Annotated in this window: 37 protein-coding genes; 27 read left to right on the plus strand and 10 right to left on the minus strand. The window is 38.7% G+C overall.

The features are described from left to right. The first annotated feature begins 83 nt into the window (after positions 1-83). The 4 genes from U868_RS0119575 to U868_RS24795 all read left to right on the plus strand — a co-directional run bounded on the left by U868_RS0119575 (position 84) and on the right by U868_RS24795 (position 2,429). Complete coding sequence (locus tag U868_RS0119575) at positions 84-596, plus strand: hypothetical protein (protein WP_025154749.1); 513 nt, start codon at positions 84-86, stop codon at positions 594-596. Between the two features lie 11 nt (positions 597-607). Further along, a complete protein-coding gene (locus tag U868_RS0119580; protein WP_025154750.1) occupies positions 608-1,321 on the plus strand; it encodes a hypothetical protein in 714 nt (237 codons plus the stop codon). Between the two features lie 44 nt (positions 1,322-1,365). Beyond that, on the plus strand, positions 1,366-1,944 hold the full coding sequence (locus tag U868_RS0119585) for a hypothetical protein (protein ID WP_025154751.1): 579 nt from the start codon (positions 1,366-1,368) through the stop codon (positions 1,942-1,944). A 338-nt stretch (positions 1,945-2,282) separates the two neighbouring features. Continuing rightward, complete coding sequence (locus tag U868_RS24795) at positions 2,283-2,429, plus strand: Hok/Gef family protein (protein WP_071997745.1); 147 nt, start codon at positions 2,283-2,285, stop codon at positions 2,427-2,429. 130 nt (positions 2,430-2,559) lie between these two features. On the opposite strand, the gene U868_RS26195 is transcribed toward U868_RS24795, so the two are convergent. Beyond that, positions 2,560-2,694: a hypothetical protein gene (locus U868_RS26195; RefSeq protein WP_275886628.1), complete on the minus strand. Its 135-nt coding sequence runs from the start codon at positions 2,692-2,694 to the stop codon at positions 2,560-2,562. Positions 2,695-2,755: 61 nt separating this feature from the next. Next, positions 2,756-3,040 (minus strand): hypothetical protein, encoded by a 285-nt coding sequence (locus U868_RS0119595; RefSeq protein ID WP_025154752.1) that lies wholly within the window; start codon positions 3,038-3,040, stop codon positions 2,756-2,758. 292 nt (positions 3,041-3,332) lie between these two features. Between U868_RS0119595 and U868_RS24800 the strand changes: the two genes are divergently transcribed. Then, on the plus strand, positions 3,333-3,479 hold the full coding sequence (locus tag U868_RS24800; protein WP_071997746.1) for a Hok/Gef family protein: 147 nt from the start codon (positions 3,333-3,335) through the stop codon (positions 3,477-3,479). Between the two features lie 233 nt (positions 3,480-3,712). Here the strand turns inward: U868_RS24800 and U868_RS0119600 are convergent, their stop codons facing one another. The 8 genes from U868_RS0119600 to U868_RS0119635 form a co-directional block, all read right to left on the minus strand. After that, positions 3,713-3,937, minus strand: a complete 225-nt coding sequence (locus tag U868_RS0119600; RefSeq protein ID WP_025154753.1) for a helix-turn-helix domain-containing protein — start codon at positions 3,935-3,937, stop codon at positions 3,713-3,715. Continuing rightward, entirely contained in the window at positions 3,924-4,187 is a 264-nt protein-coding gene (locus tag U868_RS0119605) for a hypothetical protein (RefSeq protein WP_025154754.1), read from the minus strand. The genes U868_RS0119600 and U868_RS0119605 overlap by 14 nt, the downstream gene beginning before the upstream one ends. 14 nt (positions 4,188-4,201) lie before the next feature. Next, positions 4,202-4,744, minus strand: coding sequence for a hypothetical protein (locus U868_RS0119610; RefSeq protein WP_025154755.1), 543 nt, complete (start codon positions 4,742-4,744; stop codon positions 4,202-4,204). A gap of 128 nt (positions 4,745-4,872) precedes the next feature. Next, complete coding sequence (locus tag U868_RS0119615; RefSeq protein ID WP_025154756.1) at positions 4,873-5,391, minus strand: J domain-containing protein; 519 nt, start codon at positions 5,389-5,391, stop codon at positions 4,873-4,875. 112 nt (positions 5,392-5,503) lie between these two features. After that, entirely contained in the window at positions 5,504-5,815 is a 312-nt protein-coding gene (locus U868_RS0119620; RefSeq protein ID WP_025154757.1) for a hypothetical protein, read from the minus strand. A 423-nt stretch (positions 5,816-6,238) separates the two neighbouring features. Further along, positions 6,239-6,676 (minus strand): hypothetical protein, encoded by a 438-nt coding sequence (locus U868_RS0119625; protein ID WP_025154758.1) that lies wholly within the window; start codon positions 6,674-6,676, stop codon positions 6,239-6,241. A gap of 438 nt (positions 6,677-7,114) precedes the next feature. Next, on the minus strand, positions 7,115-7,477 hold the full coding sequence (locus U868_RS0119630) for a type II toxin-antitoxin system PemK/MazF family toxin (RefSeq protein WP_029991360.1): 363 nt from the start codon (positions 7,475-7,477) through the stop codon (positions 7,115-7,117). Continuing rightward, on the minus strand, positions 7,477-7,740 hold the full coding sequence (locus tag U868_RS0119635; protein WP_025154760.1) for an AbrB/MazE/SpoVT family DNA-binding domain-containing protein: 264 nt from the start codon (positions 7,738-7,740) through the stop codon (positions 7,477-7,479). The genes U868_RS0119630 and U868_RS0119635 overlap by 1 nt, the downstream gene beginning before the upstream one ends. Positions 7,741-8,485: 745 nt before the next feature. Between U868_RS0119635 and U868_RS0119640 the strand changes: the two genes are divergently transcribed. From U868_RS0119640 to U868_RS25755, 22 genes are all read left to right on the plus strand, one after another. Further along, positions 8,486-8,686, plus strand: coding sequence for a hypothetical protein (locus U868_RS0119640; protein ID WP_025154761.1), 201 nt, complete (start codon positions 8,486-8,488; stop codon positions 8,684-8,686). Next, complete coding sequence (locus U868_RS0119645; protein ID WP_025154762.1) at positions 8,679-9,557, plus strand: hypothetical protein; 879 nt, start codon at positions 8,679-8,681, stop codon at positions 9,555-9,557. Before U868_RS0119640 ends, U868_RS0119645 begins: the two co-directional genes overlap by 8 nt. A 3-nt stretch (positions 9,558-9,560) precedes the next feature. Then, a complete protein-coding gene (locus U868_RS0119650) occupies positions 9,561-10,343 on the plus strand; it encodes a GIY-YIG nuclease family protein (protein ID WP_025154763.1) in 783 nt (260 codons plus the stop codon). Positions 10,344-10,437: 94 nt separating this feature from the next. After that, positions 10,438-10,749, plus strand: a complete 312-nt coding sequence (locus U868_RS0119655; RefSeq protein WP_029991361.1) for a hypothetical protein — start codon at positions 10,438-10,440, stop codon at positions 10,747-10,749. An 83-nt stretch (positions 10,750-10,832) separates the two neighbouring features. Further along, positions 10,833-11,120, plus strand: coding sequence for a sigma factor-like helix-turn-helix DNA-binding protein (locus U868_RS26385; RefSeq protein ID WP_025154765.1), 288 nt, complete (start codon positions 10,833-10,835; stop codon positions 11,118-11,120). Positions 11,121-11,284: 164 nt separating this feature from the next. Continuing rightward, the gene (locus U868_RS0119665) at positions 11,285-11,629 is read left to right on the plus strand and encodes a hypothetical protein (protein ID WP_025154766.1); all 345 of its coding nucleotides are present in this window, start codon (positions 11,285-11,287) and stop codon (positions 11,627-11,629) included. Between the two features lie 45 nt (positions 11,630-11,674). Then, positions 11,675-12,310 carry a lytic transglycosylase domain-containing protein gene (locus tag U868_RS0119670; protein WP_025154767.1) on the plus strand — a complete coding sequence of 212 codons (636 nt, stop codon included), beginning with the start codon at positions 11,675-11,677 and terminating at the stop codon, positions 12,308-12,310. A gap of 2 nt (positions 12,311-12,312) precedes the next feature. Continuing rightward, positions 12,313-12,657, plus strand: a complete 345-nt coding sequence (locus tag U868_RS26045) for a hypothetical protein (protein ID WP_025154768.1) — start codon at positions 12,313-12,315, stop codon at positions 12,655-12,657. A gap of 58 nt (positions 12,658-12,715) precedes the next feature. Beyond that, a complete protein-coding gene (locus tag U868_RS0119680; protein ID WP_025154769.1) occupies positions 12,716-13,045 on the plus strand; it encodes a hypothetical protein in 330 nt (109 codons plus the stop codon). Then, positions 13,042-15,417, plus strand: coding sequence for a VirB4 family type IV secretion system protein (locus U868_RS0119685; RefSeq protein ID WP_025154770.1), 2,376 nt, complete (start codon positions 13,042-13,044; stop codon positions 15,415-15,417). Before U868_RS0119680 ends, U868_RS0119685 begins: the two co-directional genes overlap by 4 nt. 15 nt (positions 15,418-15,432) lie before the next feature. Continuing rightward, entirely contained in the window at positions 15,433-16,119 is a 687-nt protein-coding gene (locus U868_RS24185) for a type IV secretion system protein (protein WP_025154771.1), read from the plus strand. Between the two features lie 27 nt (positions 16,120-16,146). Then, on the plus strand, positions 16,147-17,181 hold the full coding sequence (locus U868_RS0119695; RefSeq protein ID WP_025154772.1) for a type IV secretion system protein: 1,035 nt from the start codon (positions 16,147-16,149) through the stop codon (positions 17,179-17,181). Between the two features lies 1 nt (position 17,182). Further along, entirely contained in the window at positions 17,183-17,320 is a 138-nt protein-coding gene (locus U868_RS25610; RefSeq protein ID WP_162817265.1) for a lipoprotein, read from the plus strand. Position 17,321: 1 nt separating this feature from the next. Further along, positions 17,322-18,068, plus strand: coding sequence for a virB8 family protein (locus U868_RS0119705; protein ID WP_025154773.1), 747 nt, complete (start codon positions 17,322-17,324; stop codon positions 18,066-18,068). Beyond that, a complete protein-coding gene (locus U868_RS0119710) occupies positions 18,065-18,850 on the plus strand; it encodes a TrbG/VirB9 family P-type conjugative transfer protein (protein WP_025154774.1) in 786 nt (261 codons plus the stop codon). Before U868_RS0119705 ends, U868_RS0119710 begins: the two co-directional genes overlap by 4 nt. After that, on the plus strand, positions 18,850-20,064 hold the full coding sequence (locus tag U868_RS0119715) for a TrbI/VirB10 family protein (RefSeq protein WP_025154775.1): 1,215 nt from the start codon (positions 18,850-18,852) through the stop codon (positions 20,062-20,064). Before U868_RS0119710 ends, U868_RS0119715 begins: the two co-directional genes overlap by 1 nt. 87 nt (positions 20,065-20,151) lie before the next feature. After that, positions 20,152-21,741, plus strand: coding sequence for a YadA family autotransporter adhesin (locus tag U868_RS26200; protein WP_162817266.1), 1,590 nt, complete (start codon positions 20,152-20,154; stop codon positions 21,739-21,741). A gap of 68 nt (positions 21,742-21,809) precedes the next feature. Next, the gene (locus U868_RS0119725; protein ID WP_162817267.1) at positions 21,810-22,103 is read left to right on the plus strand and encodes a hypothetical protein; all 294 of its coding nucleotides are present in this window, start codon (positions 21,810-21,812) and stop codon (positions 22,101-22,103) included. Between the two features lie 56 nt (positions 22,104-22,159). Next, the gene (gene virB11 / locus U868_RS0119730; protein ID WP_025154778.1) at positions 22,160-23,185 is read left to right on the plus strand and encodes a P-type DNA transfer ATPase VirB11; all 1,026 of its coding nucleotides are present in this window, start codon (positions 22,160-22,162) and stop codon (positions 23,183-23,185) included. Positions 23,186-23,246: 61 nt separating this feature from the next. Further along, positions 23,247-25,256 (plus strand): type IV secretory system conjugative DNA transfer family protein, encoded by a 2,010-nt coding sequence (locus U868_RS0119735; protein ID WP_025154779.1) that lies wholly within the window; start codon positions 23,247-23,249, stop codon positions 25,254-25,256. Between the two features lie 14 nt (positions 25,257-25,270). Beyond that, the gene (locus U868_RS24190; protein WP_025154780.1) at positions 25,271-25,798 is read left to right on the plus strand and encodes a hypothetical protein; all 528 of its coding nucleotides are present in this window, start codon (positions 25,271-25,273) and stop codon (positions 25,796-25,798) included. A gap of 15 nt (positions 25,799-25,813) precedes the next feature. After that, positions 25,814-26,021 (plus strand): hypothetical protein (locus tag U868_RS25755; RefSeq protein ID WP_205275538.1); only part of this gene is annotated, 208 nt, incomplete at its 3' end.

Here is a 26,021-nt window from a genome sequence, read left to right on the forward strand (position 1 = left end):
AAACAAAGCACTTTCAAAGCAAAAACAAAGCACTTTCATTTGATTTTATCGTTTTTTTTGCTATCATTTCTCAGAGGTGAAAAATGAATGAACTAGATGCTTTATGTAAGGCGATATCTGAAAACCGATATAAGTCGATTCAAAAGTGTATCGACTTATACTATGATGATTTAGTTCTGGCTAAAGATCTCTATGGCTGGAGTGACATAACCCATTTTATAAATGAAAAAACCGGCAAAGAGATAAAAGAAAGTTTTTTGCAAAACATGCTTTACAGAGCATTAAAGAAAAAAAATATTAGTAAGGTTTCAAGACCTAAAAAAATGACTTTAAGAGAAAATCAGGATACGGCAGGAAAAAAACCATCGACAACAGGTTTTGAAAAAGGTAATAATACCGACATTGATTTATCAGGATTTAAAAACTTAAACAGACTATCACTAAAGCTGATTTCAGATCACGGTTTAACTCTCAACGATTTAGAGGAAATTGGTATCAGCGGAATCGGGGATGATATGGCTGTTTACGAAAAAATAGACCGCTTTTGCGAAAAGCTAAAAGTTAAATCTAAGCGTGAAAAATACAGCAATCTTTAAAGGAATGATTTATGAAAACAATTGTAATCAATAACAGTGGTAACGTTGGAAAAACAACTATCTGTCAAAATCTGTTATTACCTCGCTTACCAGATTCTGAAGTTATCCGGGTTGAAACTTTGAATGATGATGGTGAAAGCACTGGTGAGAAGTTAGGTGCAGATCAGTTTGATGAAATTTTCGAATCCATTTTAAGTAATGATAACGTTATTGTTGATGTTGGTGCATCAAACGTTGAAATGTTCAGCCATAAACTTAAAAATGAGTTTGTTGGTTCACACTCATTTATTGATTACTTTGTCATTCCTGTTACACCGGAAGAAAAGCAGCAGCGCGATACTATCGCAACAATTATCATGCTTTTAAATTTAGGCGTAGACGATGATAAGATCAAGGTTGTTTTTAACCGTGTAAATCCAAAAAAAGATATACAATCTCAATTTTCCACACTGATTAACAGTGATAAACTTGAATTTCTTGGCTACAAATTTGACAACCTGAACACCGGCATTAACAATGCGGGACTCTTTGAATCGCTGAAAAAAGCCGATATTGATTATTCAATTATCCGGGATATTTCTTCTGAAAAACTCGAAGAACAAATTAAGAATGAAGAAGATAAAAAGAAAAAAACCGAACTCAATATTTTGAAATTTTACAAAATGGGATTTGACTCCTATCAGTCTAATCTGCAAGATGTTTTTGTCGCGCTTGATTTACAGTAGCAGAAAAGGGCGCATTTGCGCCCTTTTGATAAAAGGATTAATCAATGTCTGAAAATGAAAAAAAAGAAACTCCGTTATCTGGGTTGGATACGGCGAAAGCACTGGAAGCATTACAGGATAACCCTGAACTTCGGGCTTACTTCATGAATAGCCTTTTAGAGAAAGGTTATGATCTTGAAAAATTACTTGAATCAATCATTGCTAATCTTCCCGATACAGTGAATACCGCTGTAATATCACAAATCCAAAAATCGGCGGAGGAACTCAGTAAAAATCTGACTGCCATTAATGATTCTATTGGTGATCTGCCTCAGAATCTTGATCAGCAAGTTGCACTTTTCAGGGATGTACTGACCGAAACCCGCGAACAGGTAAATCAGGAAGTTAATAACCTGCAAACAAAAGTGGAAACTATTAATGCAATGGGGCTAAATATCTTTGCTCAGACTATGCGCGATAACGTTCTTGTGTTTGAAAAAGAACTTCGTCAGGCAAAAGATAATGTTTTTACAGAGGGAGTAGAGGTTGTTAAAGATACCAACAGACAAACAGCATGGCTCATAATCGGGGCAACCTTGGTTATTAATGCCTGCGGTATTGCTGCCTCTTTTTTTCTGCGTTAAAACAGCCGGGGCAGCCCGGCTTTTTCTTCTGTTTTCATCCCTCCAGCCCCTCAAAAACATCACCAGAAAAATGAGCAAGTATTAATCAAAAAGTGCAAAGTTTTGCGTAAAACCAGTGAAATTCAGACTCTTTTCTCTAATTTTGCGAAATTGTGGTTTCGGCTGCGTGTCGCTGTTGTATAATGCTTGCGGGTGCTTGATCCGGACTGGTTCAAGCCTTTTGTGAGAGCCAGAAAGAAGAAAGCCCCGTTAGTTGTTTTTATCTTCAACCAACGAGGCAACATCCTTCACATAAGCAATGAAGATTTTGCCTCCTAATCAATTAGGAGTCAAGGAGAATGACCAGATATGCCCTGATAGGGCTGATTGCCGTCTGCGTGACGGTGCTGTGTTTCTCAGTGGTGATGCGGGACAGGCTCTGTTCTGTCAGTGTCAGCAGCGGGAATACAGTAGTTAAGGCAAGCCTTTCTTACGAAGAAAGGTGATGCCAGCGGGGGAGCAATCCCCCGCTTTTTCTCCTGGTTGCTTAGACAGGTATCGGGCACCCTTTTTCCTTTGTGATGCAACGTTTTCAGCTACGTTAAAAAACCGGGGCGGACCCGGTTTTTTTCCATTCTAATTATCTAAATTGGCCTGTTCCTTCCTGATTTGTTGAAAAAATAAAGGTAGCTCACTAAACGTCATGATAGGGAATGTTCCGCGCTTGTTCTTGGCAAAATCTTTAGCCGCTGCTATCATCTTTTCTGACATAGCAAATCTCCGTTATGGTTTCTTGTCAGATATCAGGGGGGGCAACCCCTGATATCATTTCTTAAATTACGGAACAAATATGATTGCTCCGCACTCTGCGAATAAATTCTATTGCCTCTTTTTCCTCTATTGAATTTTTTTGAAATGATGTTTTTGTAACGTTCGCATCACTATCAAACTCAATTACCTGATCAATAGCTCCGGTTTTTTGAATGTGATAAGTATAAAAACCGTTATATTCGAAAATAGCTGTAATTGAATAGTCAGATTCATCTTTTTTTAAATCGCAAAATCTCATTTTTACCTCTGCCCGTATGGGCTTCTGTTTACCCGAAGTTCTCTCCATCCAACATAAACATGTTACGACTTTTTAGTCGTATTCGCAACTTATATTTTATCCCTTTGAGATTTTTCTGATGACACTTACAAATCAGGACATGACTTTTTATTAGCGGTGCAACAAAATTGATATCAGGCATGATATAGTTATCACGGGTGCTTGATCCTGACTGGTTCAAGCATTTTGTGAGAACCAGAAAGAAGAAAGCCCCGTTAGTTGTTTATATTCAACCAACGAGGCCAGACTCTTAACTCGACAATTAAGATTCTGCCTCCTTACAATTTAGGAGTCAAGGAGAATGACCAGATATGCCCTGATAGGGCTGATTGCCGTCTGTGTGACGGTGCTGTGTTTCTCAGTGGTGATGCGGGACAGGCTCTGTTCTGTCAGCGTCAGCAACGGGAATACAGTAGTTAAGGCAAGCCTTTCTTACGAAGAAAGGTGATGCCAGCGGGGGAGCAATCCCCCGCTTTTTCTCCGAATTGCTGAGACCAGGTATTAAGCACCCATTCTCCTTCTGTAGCATAAAGTTATCCACCGCTTTAAAAATTTGCAGGCACGCCTGCGCTACGCTAACGGCTACCCGTACGCTACAGATTACCGCACTTTTAAGGGTGCGGTAATCCTGCTCAAATTTTTAAAACCGTGGATAACTTAACTAAAATTTAGTATTACCTACTATTTAATGAGTTTTACCCCGGGATATTCAGGATGTTCTCCTGCTAATAGCAATAAAAACTCAAATTCAACCTTTGATAAATTTTGGCTATTCTGTGTGTTAACTTCTTCTTTTTTCTGCCAGCCCCTTAACCCTATCCCGTAGATTTCCGCACACTGCTTTTGTGTATAGCCAGCTTTTAAGCGTAATGCTTTAATGTTTTCAGGGGTATTAGCCATTTCCATCTGATTTATCCTCAATATCAATCATCAACTGTATCACTATATTTTGATCCTCCGGCCTTAATCCATCCCGGATAAAAAATTCAGGGGATAAGTCCCCAGCAGAAAAAAAAATATCGCAAACTGTTAGTTTTGTGGTTTTTGCCCCGTCTTTTAACAATGCCTTATTCCGTGTTTTTATTTTTTTTACCAGGTGATATTTATCTCCTGATATCTCCATATAATAGCTAACATCACCTTTATTTTTACGCATCCCCCCCCCCACTATCACAGTGAATTAATCAGACCCGACAATCTAATTAGCTGATCAACACTCAATCCCCGCACCGTCAACCCGTAACCATCAAAATGCTCACTAATACAACCATGCAACCCATTATCAGACTTAAAGCCCGTAAAGGCGTTGTAGTGGCTTTCCAGCTTTACCAGGCGGGACAGCATCCCCTTGATGATTTTATCCTGATATAGTGCGTCCTGTTCCCTTTTTTCAGCAATACACACTTTCTCCAACTCCGCAGGGGCATCCGGTAAAATCTTTCGTTCAATTGCCTGTGCGATAGCATTCGTATTTCGTGATAGCGACAGCGAACAGGTAAAATACTGACCCCGGTAAAGTCGGGAATCAACAAAACCACACAATTTAAGCCTGCCTTTTTCGGGTCTGGCAGTAATAATGAATCCCTTCAGTTCGGGCGAACTCAATTTGATGCGATATTGGCAATCGTCAAGCAAATTAACGCGCCAGCCGTTACCTAGTAACCGGCACACAATATCAAATGTGATCCGGTTTTGTTCAAAAAAAGAGGACATATAGATACCTAAGCGTAATACAGAGTAATAAAAGTAGCATTACGATGTAAATAAAAGATATGCACACCGAATACACATTGTAAATACATCGTAAATCTTAGATTAACGGGGGCATTGCCCCCGTTTTTTCATACTCTATTTTCAACTCTCTGAAAACCGCGAGCTTTTATATTACCGCTATACCCGTGTTTTTCCTTGATTTCGTCTATTGTGTACTCTTTGTTTTTCTTATGTGCTTTGTATTCATCAGGACGGTAAAACCACATTTTCTTAACAGGTGCCCATTTACACCCCAGCGTTTTCAATGCCTCTTTATGTGTTTTTGTTTCTCCCTCAATCCATATCCAGTTACCGGCGACAAAAAAAGTGATCCCGTCAAGTGCGCTAAGGCTGTTTAATACAGATTCTAATGCCTCACCATAGTGATAATGTTCAGTTTCATCTGTACTTTGATATTGGTTAATCTTATCCAGATTAGCCATCAGAAAATCAAACGCTGCATTAACAGCTTTCATCAGTTCTGCGCCCAGAGGATTACGGTCCGGGTGATATTTTAAAGCTGCCTGTTTATAAGCTCTTTTTATGTCTTTCTCTGTCAGCTCACCAGATAATCCAAATACATTTAACGCCTGCTGTAATTTACTCATTTCATGCTCCTGCCCGTTTGGGCTTTTGGTTGCAGAGTTTTCCCACCTCGATATAAACATATTACGACCTTATGGTCGTATTGTCAATGCAATACTTTCTCTTTTGATAAAATTATAATGACGTATTAAGCCCTGTTTTCTCTGTAAAAACTTCCTGAAGTTGATCGAAAAACAGCCCTTGTATTTCGGCAATTTTTTTACAATCTAACCCTCTGATTTTTAAAAATTTCATTGTGTAAGTATCTGACGGATCAAGAATAACCTGAATGCAATTAATCCCATTAGCGGCAAAACGAGCAGGGAGTTTGAATTGTAAACCATTTGTTATAAAACCTAAATGTTTTGCCCCTGTCATGGCAATAAAACGATTACCGCCCATTTGAGATAAGATTGTAGTTGCAATATCTTGATTACGTGATGCCATTTTATACCCCTGCCCGGTTGGGCTTTTTGATTGCGTAAATTTTCCCTTTCGATACACATATATTACGACCTTTAGGTCGCATGTCAATACTAAATAGTCTTTCATATTCGACTATTAATCACTAACAACAATCTTTATTTTTTATGCCCGGCAGGGCATGTAAGGCAACAACACGAAAGAAAAGGGATCACTATTGCAAATTTGCCGATAAAAGCGGGGGATTGATTTAAGGGCCGGTAACACCTCCACTCACTGCAAGGCCGGTTTTGTCCTGAAATACACTCAAAACAGCACGGTTGTAAAATGGCCGGAGGCAAAAGAAAGGAAACACGGTAAGAATCAGAAGGGGTTTCCCCCTTCACAGATTAAAAGTATACAAAGAAATACAATGTAAATACATCATAAATACACTGTAGGTATAACCTATCGCTCGGTATGTTGAATTACATTTACGGCAACTGTTCGGTTTAACAAATACAAAGCCTGTTCAACAGATTCAACCTTTGATGAATGCATTGCATCCAGAAGTCGATCTACCTGCTGCGGATTTTTACCCATTTTCCGGGCTAAATCCGCTTTTCGTGTTCCTGTTTCAATCATAGCGTTATGCAGAGACGCTTTTAATGCCACCAAAACAGGAACCGTAACTAAATGCTCATCTTGCTCTGGTGCAGAACCAACGGGAACCGGACGGCGTTCATCCATTTCAATTGAAATGGCAGTAACCAGTCCTGAAACAGATTCAAAAAGTGCATCCTGCAAATCATCACCCACTGAGTTCATCAACGGTAAATCACGGCAGGAAGCGATATATGCGCCTGTCTCAGCGTCTTTTTCCACTTTTACAGGATAAGTAAACATCTGACACCTCCACAAAAAGGCAGGGGCTTACAGCCCCAAATCCTTAAGTATTTTCTTTCTGAGTGGCTCCCTCCGCCTGGCGCTTTTACCAACTCTGCACCCTGAGCTAAAAGCCATCTTCGGAACTCGCTGTATTTCAAAGTTTCCCCCTTAATCAGCCCTTAAATAATATCAAAGCACCGGCTCAAAAACAACATTTATGATGATAAAATAATGTTTTTTGTTTGGTTCATTATTCCGGAGGGTTAAAAATAATCATCTCTGAAACGGATTCTGAGACGTTATTTTTATTTATTGGTAGGTTGGTTTGGGTTTGGTGGTAAAAATTGCGTACAGTGCGTTTGGTGGCGTTTTTGAATGTGATCGTTATAGGATCTAAATTGGATCTTCGGATCTTTTCTTGGTGAACTGTGAAATCCTGTCTCCCCGGATGGGGAGTTACGCAGGATCAATAATATCGACTATCTTTCCAATAACCTCATCCAGAATTTCAGGCGTTACATTTGTCTTAAATTTCGCGGCTCTGGCATTTAAATCGAGTGTGCGTAGTTGATGACATAAAACGCATCCTGTTATATATCCGCTGTCTGTACTTCCCCCATCAAGTATTACAGTAACCCCTGTGGAACGCGCTCTCAGTCCTGCGCTCGTAATCGGAACACAAATCGCGGTTCCTAATGTTTTGTGTAATACCTCATCCGAAATTACAAGGTAGTAATGACTGCCCTTAAATTCCTTACCACTGACAGGATCACCGTTTGTATGCCAAATCTGACCTTTTCCCGGAGTTTTTTTTGCCATCAGATTAACTCCAGACCAACCGGGTTGCCGTCTTCCAACTGTTCACTGAGTTTTTTGATCTCCGCGAGATCTACGTCTGAGAGTATCTCAGAAATACTTTTACGCCCCCGGGGAATGCGCTTTAATGGCGTGGTTGTGATTGTTTCTCCGACAGAATCAATTTTCATCTGCATTCCTGCTGACCAACCTTTTGCAATAAGGATCTCGCGAGGAATAGCCATGACGACAGCGCCGCCTTGTTGTCTCAGTTTTGTTATAGCCATGATGCCCCCCTAAAAAACATATTCATCAAGTATCATCTTAGCAGTGAAGTAACACTAAGTCACACCGTTTTGATACAAAAATCGGATTACTTCCTGAACCGCAACGCTCGCCGCAGCCCGAGACCGAACGGAGTGAGCGAACGGGCGAGGAAGCGTAATATCCGTGGAGTTGATAAGGGCGCGGTCACTGTGTTGTTGATGTTATGTTACGGAAATAAAATTTTTTATCCACAGATCATCATTTTGTTTGTTATTCCGATTGCTCTATATCTTTTGATTAAAAAATACTAAAAAAGACTATAGGGGAAGGAAAACAACATTTTCTTTTTTTATATCAATTGATTGAAAAAATTTAACATTCCTGAAAGTACGAACAATTATCCCCGAAAGTACGAACGATTATCCCTGAAAGAACGAGCTTGCATCCTTAAAAGTACGAGAATTATCCCTGAAAGAACGAGGTTATTATTATTTTTGCTTTTTTTTTGAACAATGAATCTCTGCTGCGTGTTCGTTTTTTGTTAAATTTGTAACATTTTAGTCTTTTTGATTTGGAGAGGATTATTATATTGCTTAATTTATCCCTGAAAGTACGAAATCTAATAATTTCCGGAAGATTATTTGCATGTAATTAATTGTTTTTTATTGTTTTATTTTTTTAAAATAATACTGCTTGTAATCGTTCAGTTTTTTGATAAAATTATTGTATGCTGGTTGAAGTCGCTTTAAATTAAGGAGATGCATTTTGAAAAATGCGAAAAAAACGAATGATTTTATTGATGATATTGTGTTTTTAAAGGACGAGGCTGGCTATACCTATGAGGAAATCGCAATGTGGCTTGCAGCCGAAAAGGCTCACTTGATATCGCCTTCTACTGTCAGGTATGCCCATCAGCGATGGCATCAAAAAGAAATTATGAGAAAAAAGGGTTTTTTGAATGACTAGCGATTTTCAAAAAAAAATCGATTCTCTTTCAAAAAAAATCAGCAGCTCAATAGCTGAAAAAAAAATAAGGGCATCGGTTTCAAAAAAATCAAAAGATGTTATTAAATTACCTAAGATAGAGGCGTTGGCGTTTCCGGTTGTTGGGGAGGATGTTTTTTTAGCTCCTAACTCTCTTCTTAGGGGGGCTCTTTTTTCGGCTAAAAAATTGCCTAAAAAAAGAAATTATGTAGAAAATGAAATAAGGGCATCATTATCTAATTATTCCATTTCATTTACGGGCGAGGAGTTAGATCAGCGGGATTTGACGGTTTGGATGACGTGTATTAAATCATTTGAAGAAGATAAAAAAAATAATATCAATTTCATACCGCACAGAGCTTTTAAAATGATGGGGGTTTCTCCATCTCAAAAAAATTATGAATTTATTCTGGCGAGTTTAAAAAGACTTGAAAAAGCAAATGTGGGGATTGTTGATCATAAGCTAGGGTTGGAGTACTCAGGTCATTTAATTAGTGAGTCCTTGATATCAAGACCGGAAATTGATGGTAAGCGTGTTTTAAAAAACATTGAGTTAAATATAAATAGCAAAATTGCTGAAATGTTTATGGCGCGATCATGGACGGGACTACCTTTATCGATTGACAATCAATTTCTTGCAGGGCTTGAAACGTGGCTTTTTAGATTTTATCAATCCCATGATAAACCGATAGATTACTCTGTAAGTAAACTAAATGAACTTTCAGGCATTAATGACAAAAATTTAGCTAAGTTTAAATACAAGTTAAAAATTGCTCTTGGAAAGGTTTGTGATGTTAATGGCTGGTATTTTGAAATTACAAAAAATAATCTTGTTAAAATAAAAAAAGGTTAGCATATGCCTAATTCTTTTGTATATGTTTTAGTATACCCTCATTTGAATGCGATCAAAGTTGGAAAAGCGGATGTGATACTTAACCGCATTCAGCAATTAGGTCATTGGGGGACTCCGGATTTAGAAAAAAGTTATCAAATTAAAGTAGATAAGTCAGATGTATATAAGCTTGAGGGGGCATTACATCTGGTTCTTTCACCCTTTAAGAAAAAAATGAATAAAAATGATGGTTATACAGAGTTTTTTGAAATAAGTGCATTAAAGGAAATTGAGCGGATTGAACATATATTCCCATTGGTTAAATCCGCTATTAATTTTGAAAAACATATAAATAAATTGAGTTCAAAAAATAAAAGCAGAGAGGTTATTTTTAAAAATAGAATTAAGTCAAAAATTGAAGTTATAAAAAATAATTTATTATTGGTTGAAAATATTAACCGTTGTATTTTTTTGATTAAAAAAAGAACTTGTGATTTTGATTTTGATTTTAAGTATGATGGTAACATGGTAATTAAATCGCGCTACTTTTCTTTGATAAAACAAAAATTAGTTTGGTTAAGTGCGCCAGCAATATCAGGATCAATTATTAGTGCTAGTAATGATAACTATATATCTATTAATATAAAGGCTGTTATTGATTTTTTAAATCATCCTCAGCTAGCAATATATACAGATATTCTATTATGTAGTTACAACTTTTTAAAAAAAGATCTTCCTAATGAATCAGAGTTGCCAATTATAAATCTCAGTAAAAATGGCAAGCTTGAGATTCAAGGAAATTTGTGATTCCCATAGATTTTATAAAAACATTATGTAATTTTTGTTGTTTATCAAGTTAAATAGAATTAAAATTAAATTAATATCAATGGAGGTTTTCAAAATGAATAAATTATTTGCTTTTGTTTTATCTGTGGTTGTTTTGTTATCTGGGTGTGGTGGCGATAATGGGGAGTTGGCGGGGGTTTATAAAAAACCTGAGTCAAATTCAAAAATGGTTCTTACATTTAAAGACAAGGACTATGAGGTGCAGTATTTTTACAATGAAAATTCCACTCCTACATTAGTAGGGTTTGCTAAAAAAGATGGTAATTTTTTGGTTGGAGAAAACAATAAAAAAATGTTTGAAATTTCAGGGGATGAAATTATTACATTGTACTCACCTAAGAAATCTACTTTTAAAAAGATTGAGTAGTATTGCACATCCGTATTAACGTTACGTGAGAGGATTCCGGCCTCCCACGTAACTAATCACATTAACCTATACTGGAGGTCAATATGACTGAGGCGGATCGTACCTATGTACGTCTTCTTTCGCAACTGTTTCCTGAACTGAGTGAGGCAGAGCAAGATTCTGTTGTTTTATTCTGTATGGGGAAATCTCCGGCTGATATAGCCAGAGATAGAGGGGTTGAGAAATCGTCCGTTGATACACATTTCAAAAGGGCGAGGCGAAAACTAAATTGTGAATCAATACATGATCTGCGGATTATTTTTAATATTCGCGTGACCGCTCAGGGTGTTCTACAGAGAACCGGAGCGGTTTTTTTTAATTCAGTTATGTAAATATACGCAAAGATAAGTAAATAAAATGTTTTTTTGTAATGTAATCCACTGTTTTAACGGTGGATTTTTTTGTTTTTGTCTCTTGTCCCACGCTGCGGGACATACAACTGATTTTTATATTCGTAGAATAATTACCAACAAATCAATTCATGTGAGATCTGATTGTGGATAATGTAAATAAAAGAAGAATTGCACTTGATTTACCTATAAGTTTCCATTGCTGGCTTGGAAGCCGGGCTAAGAAAAATGAGCGATATAAGCTTGGTGAGCTGAAGATTCTTTGTGCTGATTTAATGGCTGAAGACTCTCACTTCAGCAAGGAATGCTGGCAAGATCAAAGAAAACACTACATCAATAAGATTGATGAAGAAGAATTAACAAAATGGGTTACGTTAGATCTTCCGTTAAGCTTTCATTCATGGTTAAAGCAAGTATCAAAAGAAAACGGACAAAGTAAGCGGGATGAGCTGAAATTAATTTGTTTGTGGATGCAAGACTCTCTTAATTAATTTTTCTATTTAATATTTTATTTCATTTATTTGAAAGGGTTATTCATGCTCAAAGCTACTGTGCTAAGTGCATTGTTTTTACAGTGTGCGCCGGATATAAGCCCTGTGACATTACATGCATTAGTTGGTGTTGAGTCTGGAGGGCATCCCTATGTTGTCGCTAATGTTACGGACAATAAAAGTGCTAAGTTTAATAATAAAGATGATGCCGTTTTATATATTAATAAACTTGCTGCTCAAAATAAAACATACAGCGCGGGATTAATGCAGATATACAGTAAAAATTTTAGTGCTTATGGCCTGACTAATGAAACTGTATTCGATCACTGCACAAATATAAAAGCAGGGGCGGCTATCCTTGAACAATGTTTTGCCAAAGCCTTAAAGGAAAATCCTGATGATAAGCAAATTGCTATCAGAAAGGGTATGAGTTGTTACTATTCCGGAAACATGTCAAGGGGGTTTAAAAAAGAAGCAGACGGAAAAAGTTATGTGCAGCGCATTGAACTGAAAGCAGAACAAAATTATCAGATTCCTGATATTGCTGTCAGCGTCAAAAGTGTACCCGTTTCTGAAAATCAGAGTACCGAAAATAAACGTACTGAAAAGGAGGCGGTTATTGTTAAACAAAATGAAGAAATTAAATCATCTCAGGAATGGGATGTGTTCGGAGATTATTAATTATGAATCAAAATTCGGTGTTACGTGATGCTTTTAACAAAGATGCGCTAATCAATTTTATGTTAATAGCAGCAGCTTTTATTTTGCTTATTGCTGCACAACCTGCAATAGCTGCTGGCGGCGGCGGGCTGGATAATTTGTATAAATCAAATGATATAGCGGGTGATCTTAATGTATGGCTTAACTCTTTTGCGGCAATAGTTGCACTTGGTTATCTTCTGTATCTTGTTGTTATGACTTTTATGGAAAGAAAACAATGGTCTGATGTCGGGATGGGACTGGTTTATTGTGCGGCGGCAGGCGGCGTATTAATGGCTGGTGAATATATGCTCGGCATGTGGGATTAATAAATCTGGCTTGGGGGTAAGTATCTTCGGAACTTATCCCGTTTTTCGAGGTTATTTTATGAGTGAAAAAAATGAACCTGGTAATACGCAGATAAATGATGAATTTCTTACCTACAACGGGTTAAACAGACCGGCAACAATTATGGGAGGGATTCCTATTGTTTTGGGTTTGGCTTTAACTGGCATCGCTATTTTTTCATTATTTATCCTTATACCTCCGTTTGGATTCTACGGAATGATTCCGGCGGTTATCTGTGGGTTGATTATGATGGCTATAAAAATAATTAACGAAGATGATCCTAACTCTCTGCGATTTTTATTATTGAAATTTAATGGTTTCCTTATCAGAAAAGGAAAGTCTATTTTACGTGTTGGAGGGAATGAATGAGTATAAAATCTATAGGTATGAGTAATTTCATTCCGGGATATCAATTTCATGTTGATGAAGACATTGTTTATCTTTCTGAAGGTAAACTGATTGCTCCATTATTTATTGATGGTTTTCCTTTTGAATCAATGGATGATAATGAAATAGTCATCAGGTTTAATGATTTAAAAAATGTCTTGGTTGGTATCGGCAAGCAGGGAGGATTAGCTATATGGTCACATATTATTAAACGACGAATGACTCTGGATAATTTTTATAAATTTAAAGACAATAATTTTTTACAGGGTTTTGCAGATAAATATATCGATTCACTATCTAGCGGGCGTTTTTTCCGGACAGACTATGCATTGACTCTTAGTGTTTCTGTATCGTCCACTAAAGATTCAGTACAAGATGGCATTGATAAACTGAATGAAATTATTCAGCAAGTCAAAGCTACTCTGACTGGTATGAACGTGAAAACATTGGGTGTACGTGATGAGTATATCAGTAGTATTGTAAGTGATTATCTTTCATATCTTATCAATCATGAGAATAAAGATATTCCGTTATCAGGAACAAAAATCCGTGACAGTCTCTCTGATGGTGATGTTATCTTTGGTTTTGATATAACAGAAATTCGTCCGTCAGAATCAAATAAAAACACTTATTGTACAAATTATGTTGTTAAGGATTTTCCCCGGACAACTATTTCAGGGCAGTGGGATTTTCTGCTTAAATTACCGTTTGAGTTTATTCTCACACAGTCTTTTATCGCTGAGTCTGTAACGAAATCAATTAAGTTAATAGATTCACAACTTAATAAAATGGAATCCGCGAATGATGCCGGTAAAACGCAGCAGGCAGAACTGACAGTTGGGCAGGAAAGCGTCCAGGATGGGACAACGTTGTTTGGTTCTTATCATGCGGTTTTATCGGTATTTGGTGAAACGCCGGAAAAAGCCAAGGATAACGGTATCAAAGTATCTTCTGAGTTCATCACTGGCGGCAAAGGATTCCGGTTCGTGAAATCAACTCAGGAAGCACCGATTACTTATTTTTCGCATTTGCCAATGAATAAGTACCGGCCTTTACCGTCAAAACGGACACTGACTAATTTTGCCTGTCTTTTTTCACTGCATAATTTCAGTTACGGAAAGGCAACCGGCAATCCTATTGGTGACGGAACGGCAATTATGCCGCTCAAAAGCGTTTCCGATACGCTGTATTATTTTAATACCCACTACAGCGATCTGCATAAGGTTGTTACCGGCGAAATGATAGCTGGTCACGCGCTTATTCTCGGAGCGTCAGGTGTGGGTAAGACTACCTTTGAAGGTTCAGCTGCGGCATTTTTACAACGTTTTAATCCGGATATGTTTGTTATTGATTTTCAGCGGTCTACGGAGCTATTCGTCCGTGCTTTCGGCGGGAGTTATTTTTCGCTGAAAGAAGGTGAATATTCCGGCCTGAACCCGTTTCAGATTGGGAATAGTGATGATGCAGAACTTATGTCATTCCTCAAACAGTGGGTTAAACGGGGGGCTGTCTTTAATACCGGAGAAGATTGTACCGCTAAAGAAGCTGAACAAATTGATAATGCGGTAGATGCCCTGATGGGGATGCCGGTGTCAATACGCCGTTTCAGTCGGCTGCTTGAAAGTCTGCCGTCTGATTCGGATGTTGCACTCAGACTAAAAAAATGGTGCGGGAAAGGTGCGCTGGCATGGGCTCTGGATAGTGAAACCAATACATTCAATCCGGCGGATTACCGGAAAGTCGGATTTGATACCACGGTTATTCTGAAACGTGTCAACGGGAAAGATCACCCTGCCTGTGAAATGATTCTCAGCGTCCTGTTTTTTTACAAAAACCGTATGCAGAAAGAGGGGCAATTAATGCTGACAATCATTGAGGAATTCTGGAAGCCGGCGAATTTCCCGATGACACAGGATATGATTCAAGATTCACTGAAAGCGGGTCGTATGAAAGGTGAAATGATATGGCTCACCAGTCAGAGTCCGGAGGATGCTATTAAGTGCGCCATTTTTGCTGAGATTGTCCAGCAGACCAGTACAAAAATATGTTTGCCTAACCCTGATGCACCAGAAGATGGATACCGGAAAATCGGTTTAACACGGAAAGAATTTGCGCTTTTAAAATCATTAGGGCGTGAATCAAGAACAATGCTGATTAAGCAGTCAAACAGCTCTGTCTTTGCCAAAATGGATTTATACGGGTTCGACGATTATTTACCGATTATTTCTGGTTCTACGGCAGGAATCCGGTTATGTGAAATAATCCGGGAGAGGTTAGGAACGGATGACCCGCATATCTGGATTCCAGTTTTTCTGAAAGAACTTCCTGCATTTAAGAAAAGCTTCAAAGAATAAATTTAAGGTGATGTTATGCGTAAAAATATTATGGCATTATTCGTTATATTTACCTGTTCTGTCAGTTTTTCTTATGCTGACGGTATTCCTACTTTTGATGCACTTAATGTTCAGCAATCCGTTAAAATGGTTGCTGAAGCACAAAAGCAGTTAGAAGAATTAAAAGAACAGGTTGCAACAGCTAAAAGTCAGTTAGAAGATTTCAGGAAAGAGGCGGAGGAAACCAAAAAACGCCTTGAGGGATTTACTGATTTCGGAAATATTTTTGATTCTTCTACGGCATATCTTAAAGATACACTGAAAGATATTCAGGGAGATTTAAGTGATGCAGATTATTACGATTGGCAAGCTAAACAAAAAATTGAAACAGAAAAGGGTTCTGGGTTAGAGGCTGAATATCAGCGCAGAGCGGCTAAAATTCATCGTTATGAAAAGTTACAGGATAACCTGACTGTGCAATCAGCAAAAATGGATTCTCTGCAACGTGAGTTTAAAGGAGCCACAACGCCGCAAAAAAGGGAAGAAATCCTGAATACGATTCAACTCGAAAATCTGAGTATGCAAAATACGATGAAAGCCGTTGAGTTTGAGATGAAAAAACAAGAACAGGAAGATGCTATTGCAGAGAAAGAGGCTCTGAAAAAACATATGGCTGAACAGATGGAATCCCCAAAAATAACGGGTTATTTTCCGCTCGATTAATTATTTTCTTTACGGGGTATAAATAAAATGAGCGAAAGTAATACCATTGATGGCATGTTTAAGGTACTGGAATATGCTATTTCAGAACAGGTTGCGGGAAACTTCCAGAAGTTATACGAAATTGTATGGCCTATCTGGTCGGGGTTTGTTCTCCTTTATTTTACTGTGATTGTATTTGAAATTATTTACAGTGAAAAACAGGTTATTATCAGTGAGTTTTTTAAACATATTGCAGTGCTTTCTGTTGTTTCGGTATTTATGGGTGCTGGGACTGTTTATCTTACCGATATTGTCCCTATGGTCATGAACAGCGGTTCCGAAATCGCAGGGTATCTTGTCGGAAATGAATCTGGTTCAACAGGAAAGCTGATTGATAAAATGATTGATACCGTTATTGAATTAGGTAAAGAGCAAGAACAGATTTTTAATGACTCTGGCTTTTGGGATAAATTCGGTGAGGCGTTATTGTACGTGGCTAAACTGATTATTCTCGTTATATTCGCCGGTGCCTTTATTCTATACGCAACAGCGTATCTGATTATTGCTATGGTTATGGTTGGTATATTGCTTTCACTTGGATGTATTTTTATAGGTTTTGCTCCATTCCCTGCAACCCGGCAAATGTTTACGGCATGGGTTGGCAGTTGCTTTAACTATATATTTTTAAATGTCGGTTACTCAATTTTATTTACCATCATGATTAAGTATCTGAATAAATTTGTTGAACTAAACAAATTGCAGAATGAGCCTAATAATTTTTGGTATATCGCAACCATAGCCCTTGTTTTTGCTGTCGGCGTTTTTCTTTTGCAACAGGTCGCCACTCTAATGAGTATTTTAACCGGTGGTGTGGGTATTAACGGGCTGACTGGTGCTATTGGCGGAGCTATTCGCGGAAGTTTCGGCGGGGCTTTAAGAGGTGCAGGTAAAGCGGGGCAGTTTGCATTCGGTAATCGCCCGGAAAGGGGGCCAATGATGGGTTCCCGTGCCGGAAATGCAGCTCGTGCAGCGGCTAATGCGCTGCGAACGTCAACAGGTAAAGGTCAGATTAAAGGCGGATGATATGAAAAAGATAACAGTAGTTTTATTGGCATTTTTTGTTCTTTCCGGATGTACGGCGATAAATCCGCCTGATGCACCAGAGGCAAAAGGCAACTGGATTAAGTTAAATACAACACTCGCGGATATACAGGAAAAATAATATGAACGATAATCAGGAATATTTTTCGGATTCTATCAGGGAAGTAACAAAATCCCCGGAAGAAATTAAGGCTGAAAAAAATGCAGTAAAAAAAGTTTTTGAAGCTACGAAAATGTTTGAATCCGATATTATTGAATCGAAAAACAAACAGATTAAGATATATCGCAACCTGTCTTTATTTTTGGGCATCTCTGTTATTGCTGTTTCTGTCGCTATTGCCGGATTAACGCCGTTAAAAACAGTCGAGCCTTTTGTTCTGCGTGTCGATAACACGACCGGGTTTGTTGATAAGGTTGAACCTTATAATGTCAGCCGTAATACCGTTAATGAATCTGTTATTCGTTATTTCCTCGCCCGGTATATTGAAAACCGCGAAGGTTATGAGTGGTTCACTGTACAGAATATGTATGATTATGTTGAAGCCACATCGGGAAAATCTGTTTTTGATGCGTATAAAAATTACATGATGAGTGAATACTCACCCGTTAAAAAACTGGCTAAAAGTATGAAAATGCAGGTGAAGGTTAACGGAATTACTTTCCTTGATAGTGATACCGCTCAAATCCGGTTTACAAAAATGATTGCAGACCCGGACGGAAAGCAGGCAACCGGCTATCAGACCACGAAATGGCTGGCTACGGTTAAATTTGACTTCGGAAAGCAAATTAAAACAGAGCAACAGCGGCTGTTAAATCCGCTTGGTATGTCAATTATCTCTTACCGGGTCGATGCTGAGGTAATTAAATGATGAAACGGATTATCACATTAGCTGTATCAGCTGCGATCTCTTTTCAGGCATATTCTGCGGCGGTTCCCCGTTCCAGCGGCGCAGATGCAAGAGTGCAGGAAATTATGTATAACCCCAACAATGTTACGGTTGTTAAAGTAAAATCCGGCGTGGCAACCCTGATCCAGCTCGAACAGGATGAATTTCTTGAAGGGGATTATACCGGAATGGGGCTGGGTGATCCGATGGCATGGAATGTGTCAGTTCGCGGAAATAATATTTTTTTACGGCCTGTGGCAGAGCAGCCGGATACAAACATCGGGCTGGTAACAAATAAACGCACATACTCTATTCAGCTGACCGACAGCGGCGAGGGACAACCTACTTATATTATGCGGTATGTTTACCCGAAAAAGCCGGAGCCTGTTAAACAGACTGTTTTCCTCGGTAAATCGAAGATTGATATTCCGTGTTTTAACGGCGGTAAAGTCAACGTTGATTATGAAGTCAAAGGCGATAGATCTCTGACTCCTTCTGCGATATGGGATAACGGAGAATTTACCTGTTTTAAATGGACGAATGCTGTTGATTTACCGGTTATCTACCGGGTTTTACCTGACGGAAAAGAACAACTGGCAGATTATCATATGGATAAAAATATCATGGTTATTCATACGGTTTCACCACGTTTTGTTATCCGTTTAGGGAAAAATGTTATGGATGTGAAGACAGATCATATCATTCAGCGCGGTTATAACTATAACGGTACAACCACCGGAGAAAAATTAACGGAGCGGCAATAATGGGACTTTTTGATAAAAAGAAAAAAAGTAATGAAATTACTCCTATTACTGAAAATAACGTCTCAGAGACAATCCTTAGTGAAATAGAAGGTGATCGCGGCCTTTATAACGTTAAGGGGAAGCAAAGAAAAGGCGGTAAAAAACTGATAGCCGGGTTTGCGGTTCTTTGTGCCGGTATTATTGCTATTTCGCTTATCGGTTCATTATTGTTAAGCAAAAAAAACAGTAAGCCGGTTGAGGTTGTTCATGAAAATGTGGAAGTTGAACAATATGCGCGGAATGAAGCCAGCACAAAATCTCTTGCCGATTTGAAACGTCAGCAGGAAAAAAATGAAAAAAAATCACTCGGTGAAGTAATGAGTGAAGTCAATCAGGAGGAAAAAGTAAAAGAAGAGAAAAAGGTCCCGGAAAAACAGGATGTAATTATCTTACCTCCCGCTGAATCTGATACCCGGGAGAATAAAAAAGTTGTAACCCCTGAAATGCGAAAAATGCAGGGTGATATTTTAATATCCGCCAAAAGTATCGCGGTCCCGGTAAAAAATGAAGCTGATTTGAATAAGTCACTTGATAGCCGTCAGGTTACAAAAAGTGAAAATGATTTTTTAAAAGGGGCGAGTTTTGCTGACGGTAAAGTCGGTATCATCCGGAACCGGGAGTTTTTATTGTCTGCCGGTACATCTATGTCATGCGTACTCAGAACAAAAATTGTCACCAGTTATCCGGGGGTCGTAATGTGTCAGCTGACCAAGAATGTGGTTTCCGATGACGGAAAGTCAATTCTGATCAGAGCAGGTGCGTTATTACAGGGAGAACAAACCCGGGTTATGCAGCAGGGCGTTGCAAGAGTTTTTGTTAACTGGTCTACCGTTAAAGACGGAAATATCCGTGTGCGTATCGATGCGCTGGGTGCTGATGGTCTTGGTGCTTCAGGGCTTCCTGCATGGATTGACAGTCATTTTGGTGAGCGTTTCGGCGGGGCGATCATGTTGTCTTTCATTGATGATGCATTAGCAGCTGCTGCGAGTCATGCCAGCAAAGAAAACAGTAGTGTGACGGTCGATAACACACGTAACACTGCCGGAAATATGGCTGAAATGGCACTGGAAAACTCAATCAATATACCACCGACTGCATATGTCAATCAGGGCGAAATGCTGACGGTAATTGTTCCGCGAAATATCGATTTTTCATCTGTATATAAAACGGAGTGATATCAGGGTGGTATGCCGTGTTCCAGCACGGCATACCGTGCAGATTCACAAATTAACGTAATGTCAATCAAACAGGAAACATTAAGCATGAAAACTGCAAGTGAGAATGTAACACAAAAATTGATGTCATATGCACCGAACAGGGGCAATAAATTACCTGCCAATAAAACATTAAGCGTGTTATGTGTATTGGTCAGCTCGGCTCTCTATATGCCGGGGGCAATGGCTGCTTATCAAGCAGGTGCTGATAATAAAATTACTGGTATTGATGGTGTAGTAACCATTGTTGGTGATGGTAATACGATAAATAATACATTGAATAACGGAACTGAAGTGTTTGGAGAATCTAATAATATAGATGGTGGACATAATAGTGTTTATGGACATAAAAATACAGTTTCAGGGAATGGTAATATATTACATGGTATAGATAGTACCATTAATGGTAATGAAAATGTTATTGTTGGAACAGGAAGTATAAATGGTGATAATTCTTTAGTTTTTGGTCATTCCGCTGATGTTAATGCAAATAATGCAGTGGCTATTGGTAATAATTCATCTAATGACCGTGACAATACGGTTTCATTTGGTTCCGATGGTGCAGAACGTCAGTTAACGAATGTGGCGAAGGGAACCGCAGATACTGATGCCGTAAACGTAAAACAGCTTAATGATAAAGCGAAAGAAACGTTAGATTCCGCAAATAGCTATACCGATAATCAAATTACTGAAAATAATAAGGTGATTAACCAGAATATTGACAATGCAAAAAATGAGGCAATTCAGAAAGGACAGGATGCCGCTGATAAAGCCGAACAAAATTCAAATAATTACACTGATAGTAAAATCAGTGAGCATAATAACATTATTAATCAAAATATCGACAATGCAAAAAATGATGCAATTAGTATTAGCAATAAATATACAGACCAGAAAATCAATGAAATTACCATCGATGCGGGAAATAAAGTTGATAAAGGTCATGGTAACGGATTGTCTGTCGGCGGCTCAGCCTCTACCGGCGACAACCTTTCGACAGCTGTAGGTGAAAATTCCTCGGCGAAGAATGGTTCTGTTGCGCTGGGTAACGGGGCAAATGCGTCACATAATAACAGTGTTGCGATTGGTACGGGGTCAAAAACAGATCGTGATAACTCTGTTTCTTTCGGAGATAGCGGCAACGAAAAATGGTTAACCAACGTCAAGGCCGGAGTCGAGGATACTGACGCGGTGAATGTGGGGCAGATGAACCAAAAGGCACAAGATACGCTTAATTCTGCCAATAATTACACTGACAACAAAGTGAGTGAAAACAATACAATCATTAACCAAAATATTAAAAACTCTGAAAAAAATGCAAATGACTATACCGATTATCGTTTCAATCAGTTAAACGGAAAAAATGAGATGCGTTTTGATCAGATTGACAAACGGATTGATACCGTTGAAAAACGTGTAAATGCCGGTCTTGCCGGTGTAACTGCAATATCATCAATTCCTTATGTGGCTGAAGATGGGTTCTCTTTCGGTATGGGAATGGGGAACTACAAAAACGGTAATGCCATCGCAGCAGGGGTGCAATATAAACCATCAGAAAATACTAACGTTCGGGTTAATTTCTCCTGGGATAATGATAATAACTCAATTGCCGGTGCCGGATTCGCGGTTGGCTGGTGATTAATTATGGCGAGGTATGATTCATACCTCGCCAATTAAAGGTAATGTTATTCAAAGAGGTCAGCGTTATGATAATAAAAAAGGTTGAAGTTTTTTATGGAATTGCTGCAAGAACCGGTAAGGACATTCTGACCGAAGATGCACTTGGTAAAGAAATGAGGGAAATTAAATTAGCGGAGATGCTGCAAATTTATCTTAGTAATAATGAGAGTGATGACCTTGATGATAGCATGTGGATCAAAGATGATGTTCTTGTTATTGAAAATTACATGGGGATTCTTGAAATCGGTTTTTTAATAAAAAACCATGAGAGAATAAATAAAGGAAAAACGTTGCAGGTTGTTTTTGAAGGTGACGTTTAACATAGTGATTCCTGATTTGCTGGGTTATTTTCACTTCTAACTTAAAAAGGTTAAAAATGTCATCTGATAAAGATAAAACGGCTTTGCATTATCTGAAAGAAACAGGGTTACAGGATTATCTTGATAAAGAGGGTGTTACTGAAATTATTATTAATCAGCCGGGCGAAATTGTGATTGAGGGTCAAAATGGCTGGGAGTTTTTTGATGCCCCGGGAGCTACATTTGATAATCTCCTGCGGCTGGGAACAGCATTAACCACATTTAATAACGCCGGATGTCTTGATGCGAAGTCACCGGTTAAATCACTGGTTTTGCCGCACGGAGAACGATCTCAAATCATTATTCCTCCGGCATGTATGCCGGGGTATATTTCAATGACTATTCGTAAACCGTCATTGAACCGTTTTACTATAGAGGATTATGTCAGCTCGGGACGATTTTCACGCGCAAAGCAAGCAAAAAAATCAGAAGGAAAGATTACGGCGCAACAACAGGAGCTGTGGGATCTCTATCAGCAGGCTCAGAGTAACCCCGATATTTACGCTGATTTCTTCCGTAAAGGTGTTGAGGCGCGTTGTAATTTTCTGGTTGTCGGCGGCACGGGATCAGGTAAAACAACTGTAGGAAAAGCCATTGCAGATTTGTTTCCTCATGACCGGCGGATAATCACAATTGAAGATGTTCATGAGATGCCGCTACCTTATCACCATAACCATGTTCACCTGTTTTATAAACAGGGTGGTATGCAGCCCCGGTATCTTATTGAGGCGGCTATGCGGATGAAACCCGATCATATTTTTCTTGCGGAGCTGCGGGGAGATGAAGCATGGAGTTACCTTGAAGCCTTAAATACCGGGCATGAGGGAAGCATCACAACGATTCATGCTAATAACACTTATGCCTCGTTTGCCCGGCTTGCGTCGATAGTTAAACAGTCTGAGGTCGGATTAACGCTGGATATGGATTTAGTGCAAAAAACGATTAAATCCAGTATCGATATCATCCTGTTTTTTAACCATACCTATATGACTGAGGTTTACTATGATCCGTTTGAGAAAATGAAAATTTTGGCATCAATGTAATTCTGAATAAAACCAAAGTTATTTATGACCTTAAATCTACGTTGACAGTAAAGGTAAAACCATGCCTGACAAAAAGCCTTTTATTATTTTTCTGTTATTTTTATTTATCACTGCCCTGATTGCGGGTTTTTATACGTCCGGTATGGCAGTGTTAAAGATGATCGGACAACCTATAACCTTTGAGTCCGTGAAATGGAATCTGTTTGTTGATATCTATCAGACATACGGAGGACAAAAAGCATATCGAAAATATATTATTGCAGGGTTTGCAGGCGGTGCCGCGCCTCTGGTCATATGGGTGATTTTTACCGGTGTTATTATTGCCGGGTTAAGACCGAAAAAAACACTTCACGGTAACGCACGGTTTGCCAGTGATATAGACCTTGCTAAATCAGGTTTTTTCCCGGCTAAAAACAAACCGAATAAAAAATCATCCACTGCTGTGCTTATCGGAAAAATGCCGAAGGGCCGGTTTAAGGGAAAGTATATTCAGTACATGGGGCAGCAGTTTCTGATGTTGTACGCACCAACACGAAGTGGTAAAGGGGTTGGTATCGTTATTCCTAACTGTCTTTTTTATCTTGAATCTTTAGTTGTGCTTGATATCAAGCTTGAAAACTTCATTTCGACAGCCGGTCACAGGCAAGATAATCTTGGTCATGATGTTTTTTTATTTTGTCCGGACGGTTATCAGAATAGTGATGATATGAAAGAGAAAAACATACGGAGCCACCGCTACAACCCATTATTTTATATTCGCCGTGACCCGATTAACCGGTTTGGTGATTTAACAAAGATATCCTCTATATTATTTCCTCTGACAGGGGATAAAAATGATATGTGGACTGATTTATCCGCAAACGTTTTTAATGCCCTTGTGCTTTTTTTACTGGACACAGAAAATGAAACGATTACTGAGGATGTTGAAATTGAAAAAGAAGGTAATGTTTATTATGAGGAGCGCGTAAAACAAAAATATAAAGTCACTATGTCTCAAGTGTTCTCATTATCTGTACCTAAAGACGGAAAAACGCTGGGTGACTGGTTTTTAAGTGAGATAGCACTCAGAAATACGGATGAAAATAAGGCGGCATGGAATACCTATCTTGAGCATTTAAAGAAAGAGGATGAATCTGTTGCACGCCCCGAGCTTTGTTTGTTATCTGATGATACAGTGACACTGATGCGCCAGTTCGCACAGCAAAAACCAGAACAGCAACAAAGTATTATGCTGACGTTTAATGCTAACATGAAAATGTTTGCTAACCCGGTGACAGCAGCCGCCACTGATGGTAATGATTTTGATTTGCGGGATGTTCGCAGAAAAAAAATGACCGTCTATTTTGGTTTGGCTCCGGCTGCACTGAGTCAGTACGCACGTTTAACTAATCTTTTTTTCAGTCAGCTTCTTAATGAAAATGTGCGTACTCTGCCTGAGCATGATCCGTCTTTGAAATATCAATGTCTGATGATGCTGGATGAATTCACCTCTATGGGATGTTTAGACATTATTCAGGTTTCACTGGCATTTACAGCCGGTTATAACATGCGTTTTGTCTTCATTCTTCAAAATCAGGAGCAGCTTTTTGATGAAAAAAAGGGGTACGGAAAAAATGGCGGAAATACTATCCTGAAAAACTGTGCTGTTGAGTTAGTTTATCCGCCAAAAGAAGTTGATGATTCTGTAAAAAAAATGAGTGAAACGCTGGGTTATTATGACATGAAAATTACTAATAAAAGTAAAACCCGGGGTAAATCATCATCCACATCTCAGGCTGAAAACATTCAAAAACGCGCTCTTATGCTGCCGCAGGAGATTATTGAATTACGTGATATTAAACATTCTTCTGGTATGGCTTTACGTGAAATTATAAAAAGTGAGTTTGTCAGACCATTTATCGCGGATAAAATCGTTTATTTTGATGAACCGTATTTTAGTGACCGCAAAAAGTATGCGGAAACTCATATTCCGGATATTCCATTGTTAGATGTAGAGCAGAACGAGTTGGCTAAAATGCTTTTTGAACTAAAAGAGCGGGATAGCCTTTTTGTAGTTGAACCTGATTTTTAATAAGGATTACCACGATGAAAAAAACAGTTGCTGTTGCTTTTGCCGGTGTTTTCGGGTTGTTAAGTGCATTACCGGGCAATCAGGCATATGCCGCCAGTCAGGATGAATGCGCTATCTGGTTATGTTTGCCAGCAGGTTTCGGTACGGGGTGCGGGGCTGCACACAGTGCCTTTAAAAACCGTTTAAAAAAAGGGAAATCACCCCTGCCAAGCTGGAATAGCTGTTCAGTCGGGGAGTCTGCCGAACCCTACAGTTACAGGAAAACGTACAGAACTTATACCAACTACGGAAAAGGGAAAATAAAAGAAAGCAGAGGGAGTAATTGTCCGGAAAATGGTTACATTTACTGGAATAATGATAAGTATGATGGTGTTGAAGCTATTTGTACAACTACTGAAATTTACACAACAACTTTTTACGATGGTTCAGGCGAGTATGTTCATGAAGAAGAACGCTGGGGAAGGCCGCTGGAACAGACGATGAATAAGTCATTTAAGCCTGACCGTAAAAAATCAAATCACAGTGTTGGCAGTGAAAGATAATCATCATGGCTGGTTATGCCAGCCATTTTTAACAGAACAGGTATCGAAATGAAAAATATATCAATGTTGTTTTGTTTTCTTCGAGTGATATCAAAAATAATCATTTTTCTCCTGCTGGTTTTTCCTGTTATTATGTTTTATGTTTACTTACTAATGTCTTTGCATAGTAATGAGATGTTTGGATTTGGTTTTTTTATCACATCTGATTTTTCAGTTGGTGTTT

This window comes from Morganella morganii H1r (genome assembly GCF_000633515.1).
Lineage (GTDB): Bacteria > Pseudomonadota > Gammaproteobacteria > Enterobacterales > Enterobacteriaceae > Morganella > Morganella morganii_B.

Excerpts from the sequence above, each read along its gene's own strand:
- U868_RS24185 (WP_025154771.1), top strand. The coding sequence starts at position 15,433 with ATGCGTAAAAATATTATGGCATTATTCGTTATATTTACCTGTTCTGTC.
- U868_RS0119670 (WP_025154767.1), top strand. The coding sequence starts at position 11,675 with ATGCTCAAAGCTACTGTGCTAAGTGCATTGTTTTTACAGTGTGCGCCG.
- virB11 (WP_025154778.1), top strand. The coding sequence starts at position 22,160 with ATGTCATCTGATAAAGATAAAACGGCTTTGCATTATCTGAAAGAAACA.
- U868_RS25610 (WP_162817265.1), top strand. The coding sequence starts at position 17,183 with ATGAAAAAGATAACAGTAGTTTTATTGGCATTTTTTGTTCTTTCCGGA.
- U868_RS0119625 (WP_025154758.1), bottom strand. The coding sequence starts at position 6,676 with ATGTTTACTTATCCTGTAAAAGTGGAAAAAGACGCTGAGACAGGCGCA.
- U868_RS26045 (WP_025154768.1), top strand. The coding sequence starts at position 12,313 with ATGAATCAAAATTCGGTGTTACGTGATGCTTTTAACAAAGATGCGCTA.
- U868_RS0119630 (WP_029991360.1), bottom strand. The coding sequence starts at position 7,477 with ATGGCAAAAAAAACTCCGGGAAAAGGTCAGATTTGGCATACAAACGGT.
- U868_RS0119595 (WP_025154752.1), bottom strand. The coding sequence starts at position 3,040 with ATGGAGAGAACTTCGGGTAAACAGAAGCCCATACGGGCAGAGGTAAAA.
- U868_RS0119710 (WP_025154774.1), top strand. The coding sequence starts at position 18,065 with ATGATGAAACGGATTATCACATTAGCTGTATCAGCTGCGATCTCTTTT.
- U868_RS0119725 (WP_162817267.1), top strand. The coding sequence starts at position 21,810 with ATGATAATAAAAAAGGTTGAAGTTTTTTATGGAATTGCTGCAAGAACC.
- U868_RS0119735 (WP_025154779.1), top strand. The coding sequence starts at position 23,247 with ATGCCTGACAAAAAGCCTTTTATTATTTTTCTGTTATTTTTATTTATC.
- U868_RS0119610 (WP_025154755.1), bottom strand. The coding sequence starts at position 4,744 with ATGTCCTCTTTTTTTGAACAAAACCGGATCACATTTGATATTGTGTGC.
- U868_RS24795 (WP_071997745.1), top strand. The coding sequence starts at position 2,283 with ATGACCAGATATGCCCTGATAGGGCTGATTGCCGTCTGCGTGACGGTG.
- U868_RS0119615 (WP_025154756.1), bottom strand. The coding sequence starts at position 5,391 with ATGAGTAAATTACAGCAGGCGTTAAATGTATTTGGATTATCTGGTGAG.
- U868_RS26195 (WP_275886628.1), bottom strand. The coding sequence starts at position 2,694 with ATGTCAGAAAAGATGATAGCAGCGGCTAAAGATTTTGCCAAGAACAAG.
- U868_RS0119605 (WP_025154754.1), bottom strand. The coding sequence starts at position 4,187 with ATGCGTAAAAATAAAGGTGATGTTAGCTATTATATGGAGATATCAGGA.
- U868_RS0119715 (WP_025154775.1), top strand. The coding sequence starts at position 18,850 with ATGGGACTTTTTGATAAAAAGAAAAAAAGTAATGAAATTACTCCTATT.
- U868_RS0119680 (WP_025154769.1), top strand. The coding sequence starts at position 12,716 with ATGAGTGAAAAAAATGAACCTGGTAATACGCAGATAAATGATGAATTT.
- U868_RS0119585 (WP_025154751.1), top strand. The coding sequence starts at position 1,366 with ATGTCTGAAAATGAAAAAAAAGAAACTCCGTTATCTGGGTTGGATACG.
- U868_RS0119695 (WP_025154772.1), top strand. The coding sequence starts at position 16,147 with ATGAGCGAAAGTAATACCATTGATGGCATGTTTAAGGTACTGGAATAT.
- U868_RS0119685 (WP_025154770.1), top strand. The coding sequence starts at position 13,042 with ATGAGTATAAAATCTATAGGTATGAGTAATTTCATTCCGGGATATCAA.
- U868_RS26385 (WP_025154765.1), top strand. The coding sequence starts at position 10,833 with ATGACTGAGGCGGATCGTACCTATGTACGTCTTCTTTCGCAACTGTTT.
- U868_RS0119705 (WP_025154773.1), top strand. The coding sequence starts at position 17,322 with ATGAACGATAATCAGGAATATTTTTCGGATTCTATCAGGGAAGTAACA.
- U868_RS24190 (WP_025154780.1), top strand. The coding sequence starts at position 25,271 with ATGAAAAAAACAGTTGCTGTTGCTTTTGCCGGTGTTTTCGGGTTGTTA.
- U868_RS0119580 (WP_025154750.1), top strand. The coding sequence starts at position 608 with ATGAAAACAATTGTAATCAATAACAGTGGTAACGTTGGAAAAACAACT.
- U868_RS26200 (WP_162817266.1), top strand. The coding sequence starts at position 20,152 with ATGAAAACTGCAAGTGAGAATGTAACACAAAAATTGATGTCATATGCA.
- U868_RS24800 (WP_071997746.1), top strand. The coding sequence starts at position 3,333 with ATGACCAGATATGCCCTGATAGGGCTGATTGCCGTCTGTGTGACGGTG.
- U868_RS0119645 (WP_025154762.1), top strand. The coding sequence starts at position 8,679 with ATGACTAGCGATTTTCAAAAAAAAATCGATTCTCTTTCAAAAAAAATC.
- U868_RS0119575 (WP_025154749.1), top strand. The coding sequence starts at position 84 with ATGAATGAACTAGATGCTTTATGTAAGGCGATATCTGAAAACCGATAT.
- U868_RS0119600 (WP_025154753.1), bottom strand. The coding sequence starts at position 3,937 with ATGGAAATGGCTAATACCCCTGAAAACATTAAAGCATTACGCTTAAAA.
- U868_RS0119620 (WP_025154757.1), bottom strand. The coding sequence starts at position 5,815 with ATGGCATCACGTAATCAAGATATTGCAACTACAATCTTATCTCAAATG.
- U868_RS0119635 (WP_025154760.1), bottom strand. The coding sequence starts at position 7,740 with ATGGCTATAACAAAACTGAGACAACAAGGCGGCGCTGTCGTCATGGCT.
- U868_RS0119655 (WP_029991361.1), top strand. The coding sequence starts at position 10,438 with ATGAATAAATTATTTGCTTTTGTTTTATCTGTGGTTGTTTTGTTATCT.
- U868_RS0119650 (WP_025154763.1), top strand. The coding sequence starts at position 9,561 with ATGCCTAATTCTTTTGTATATGTTTTAGTATACCCTCATTTGAATGCG.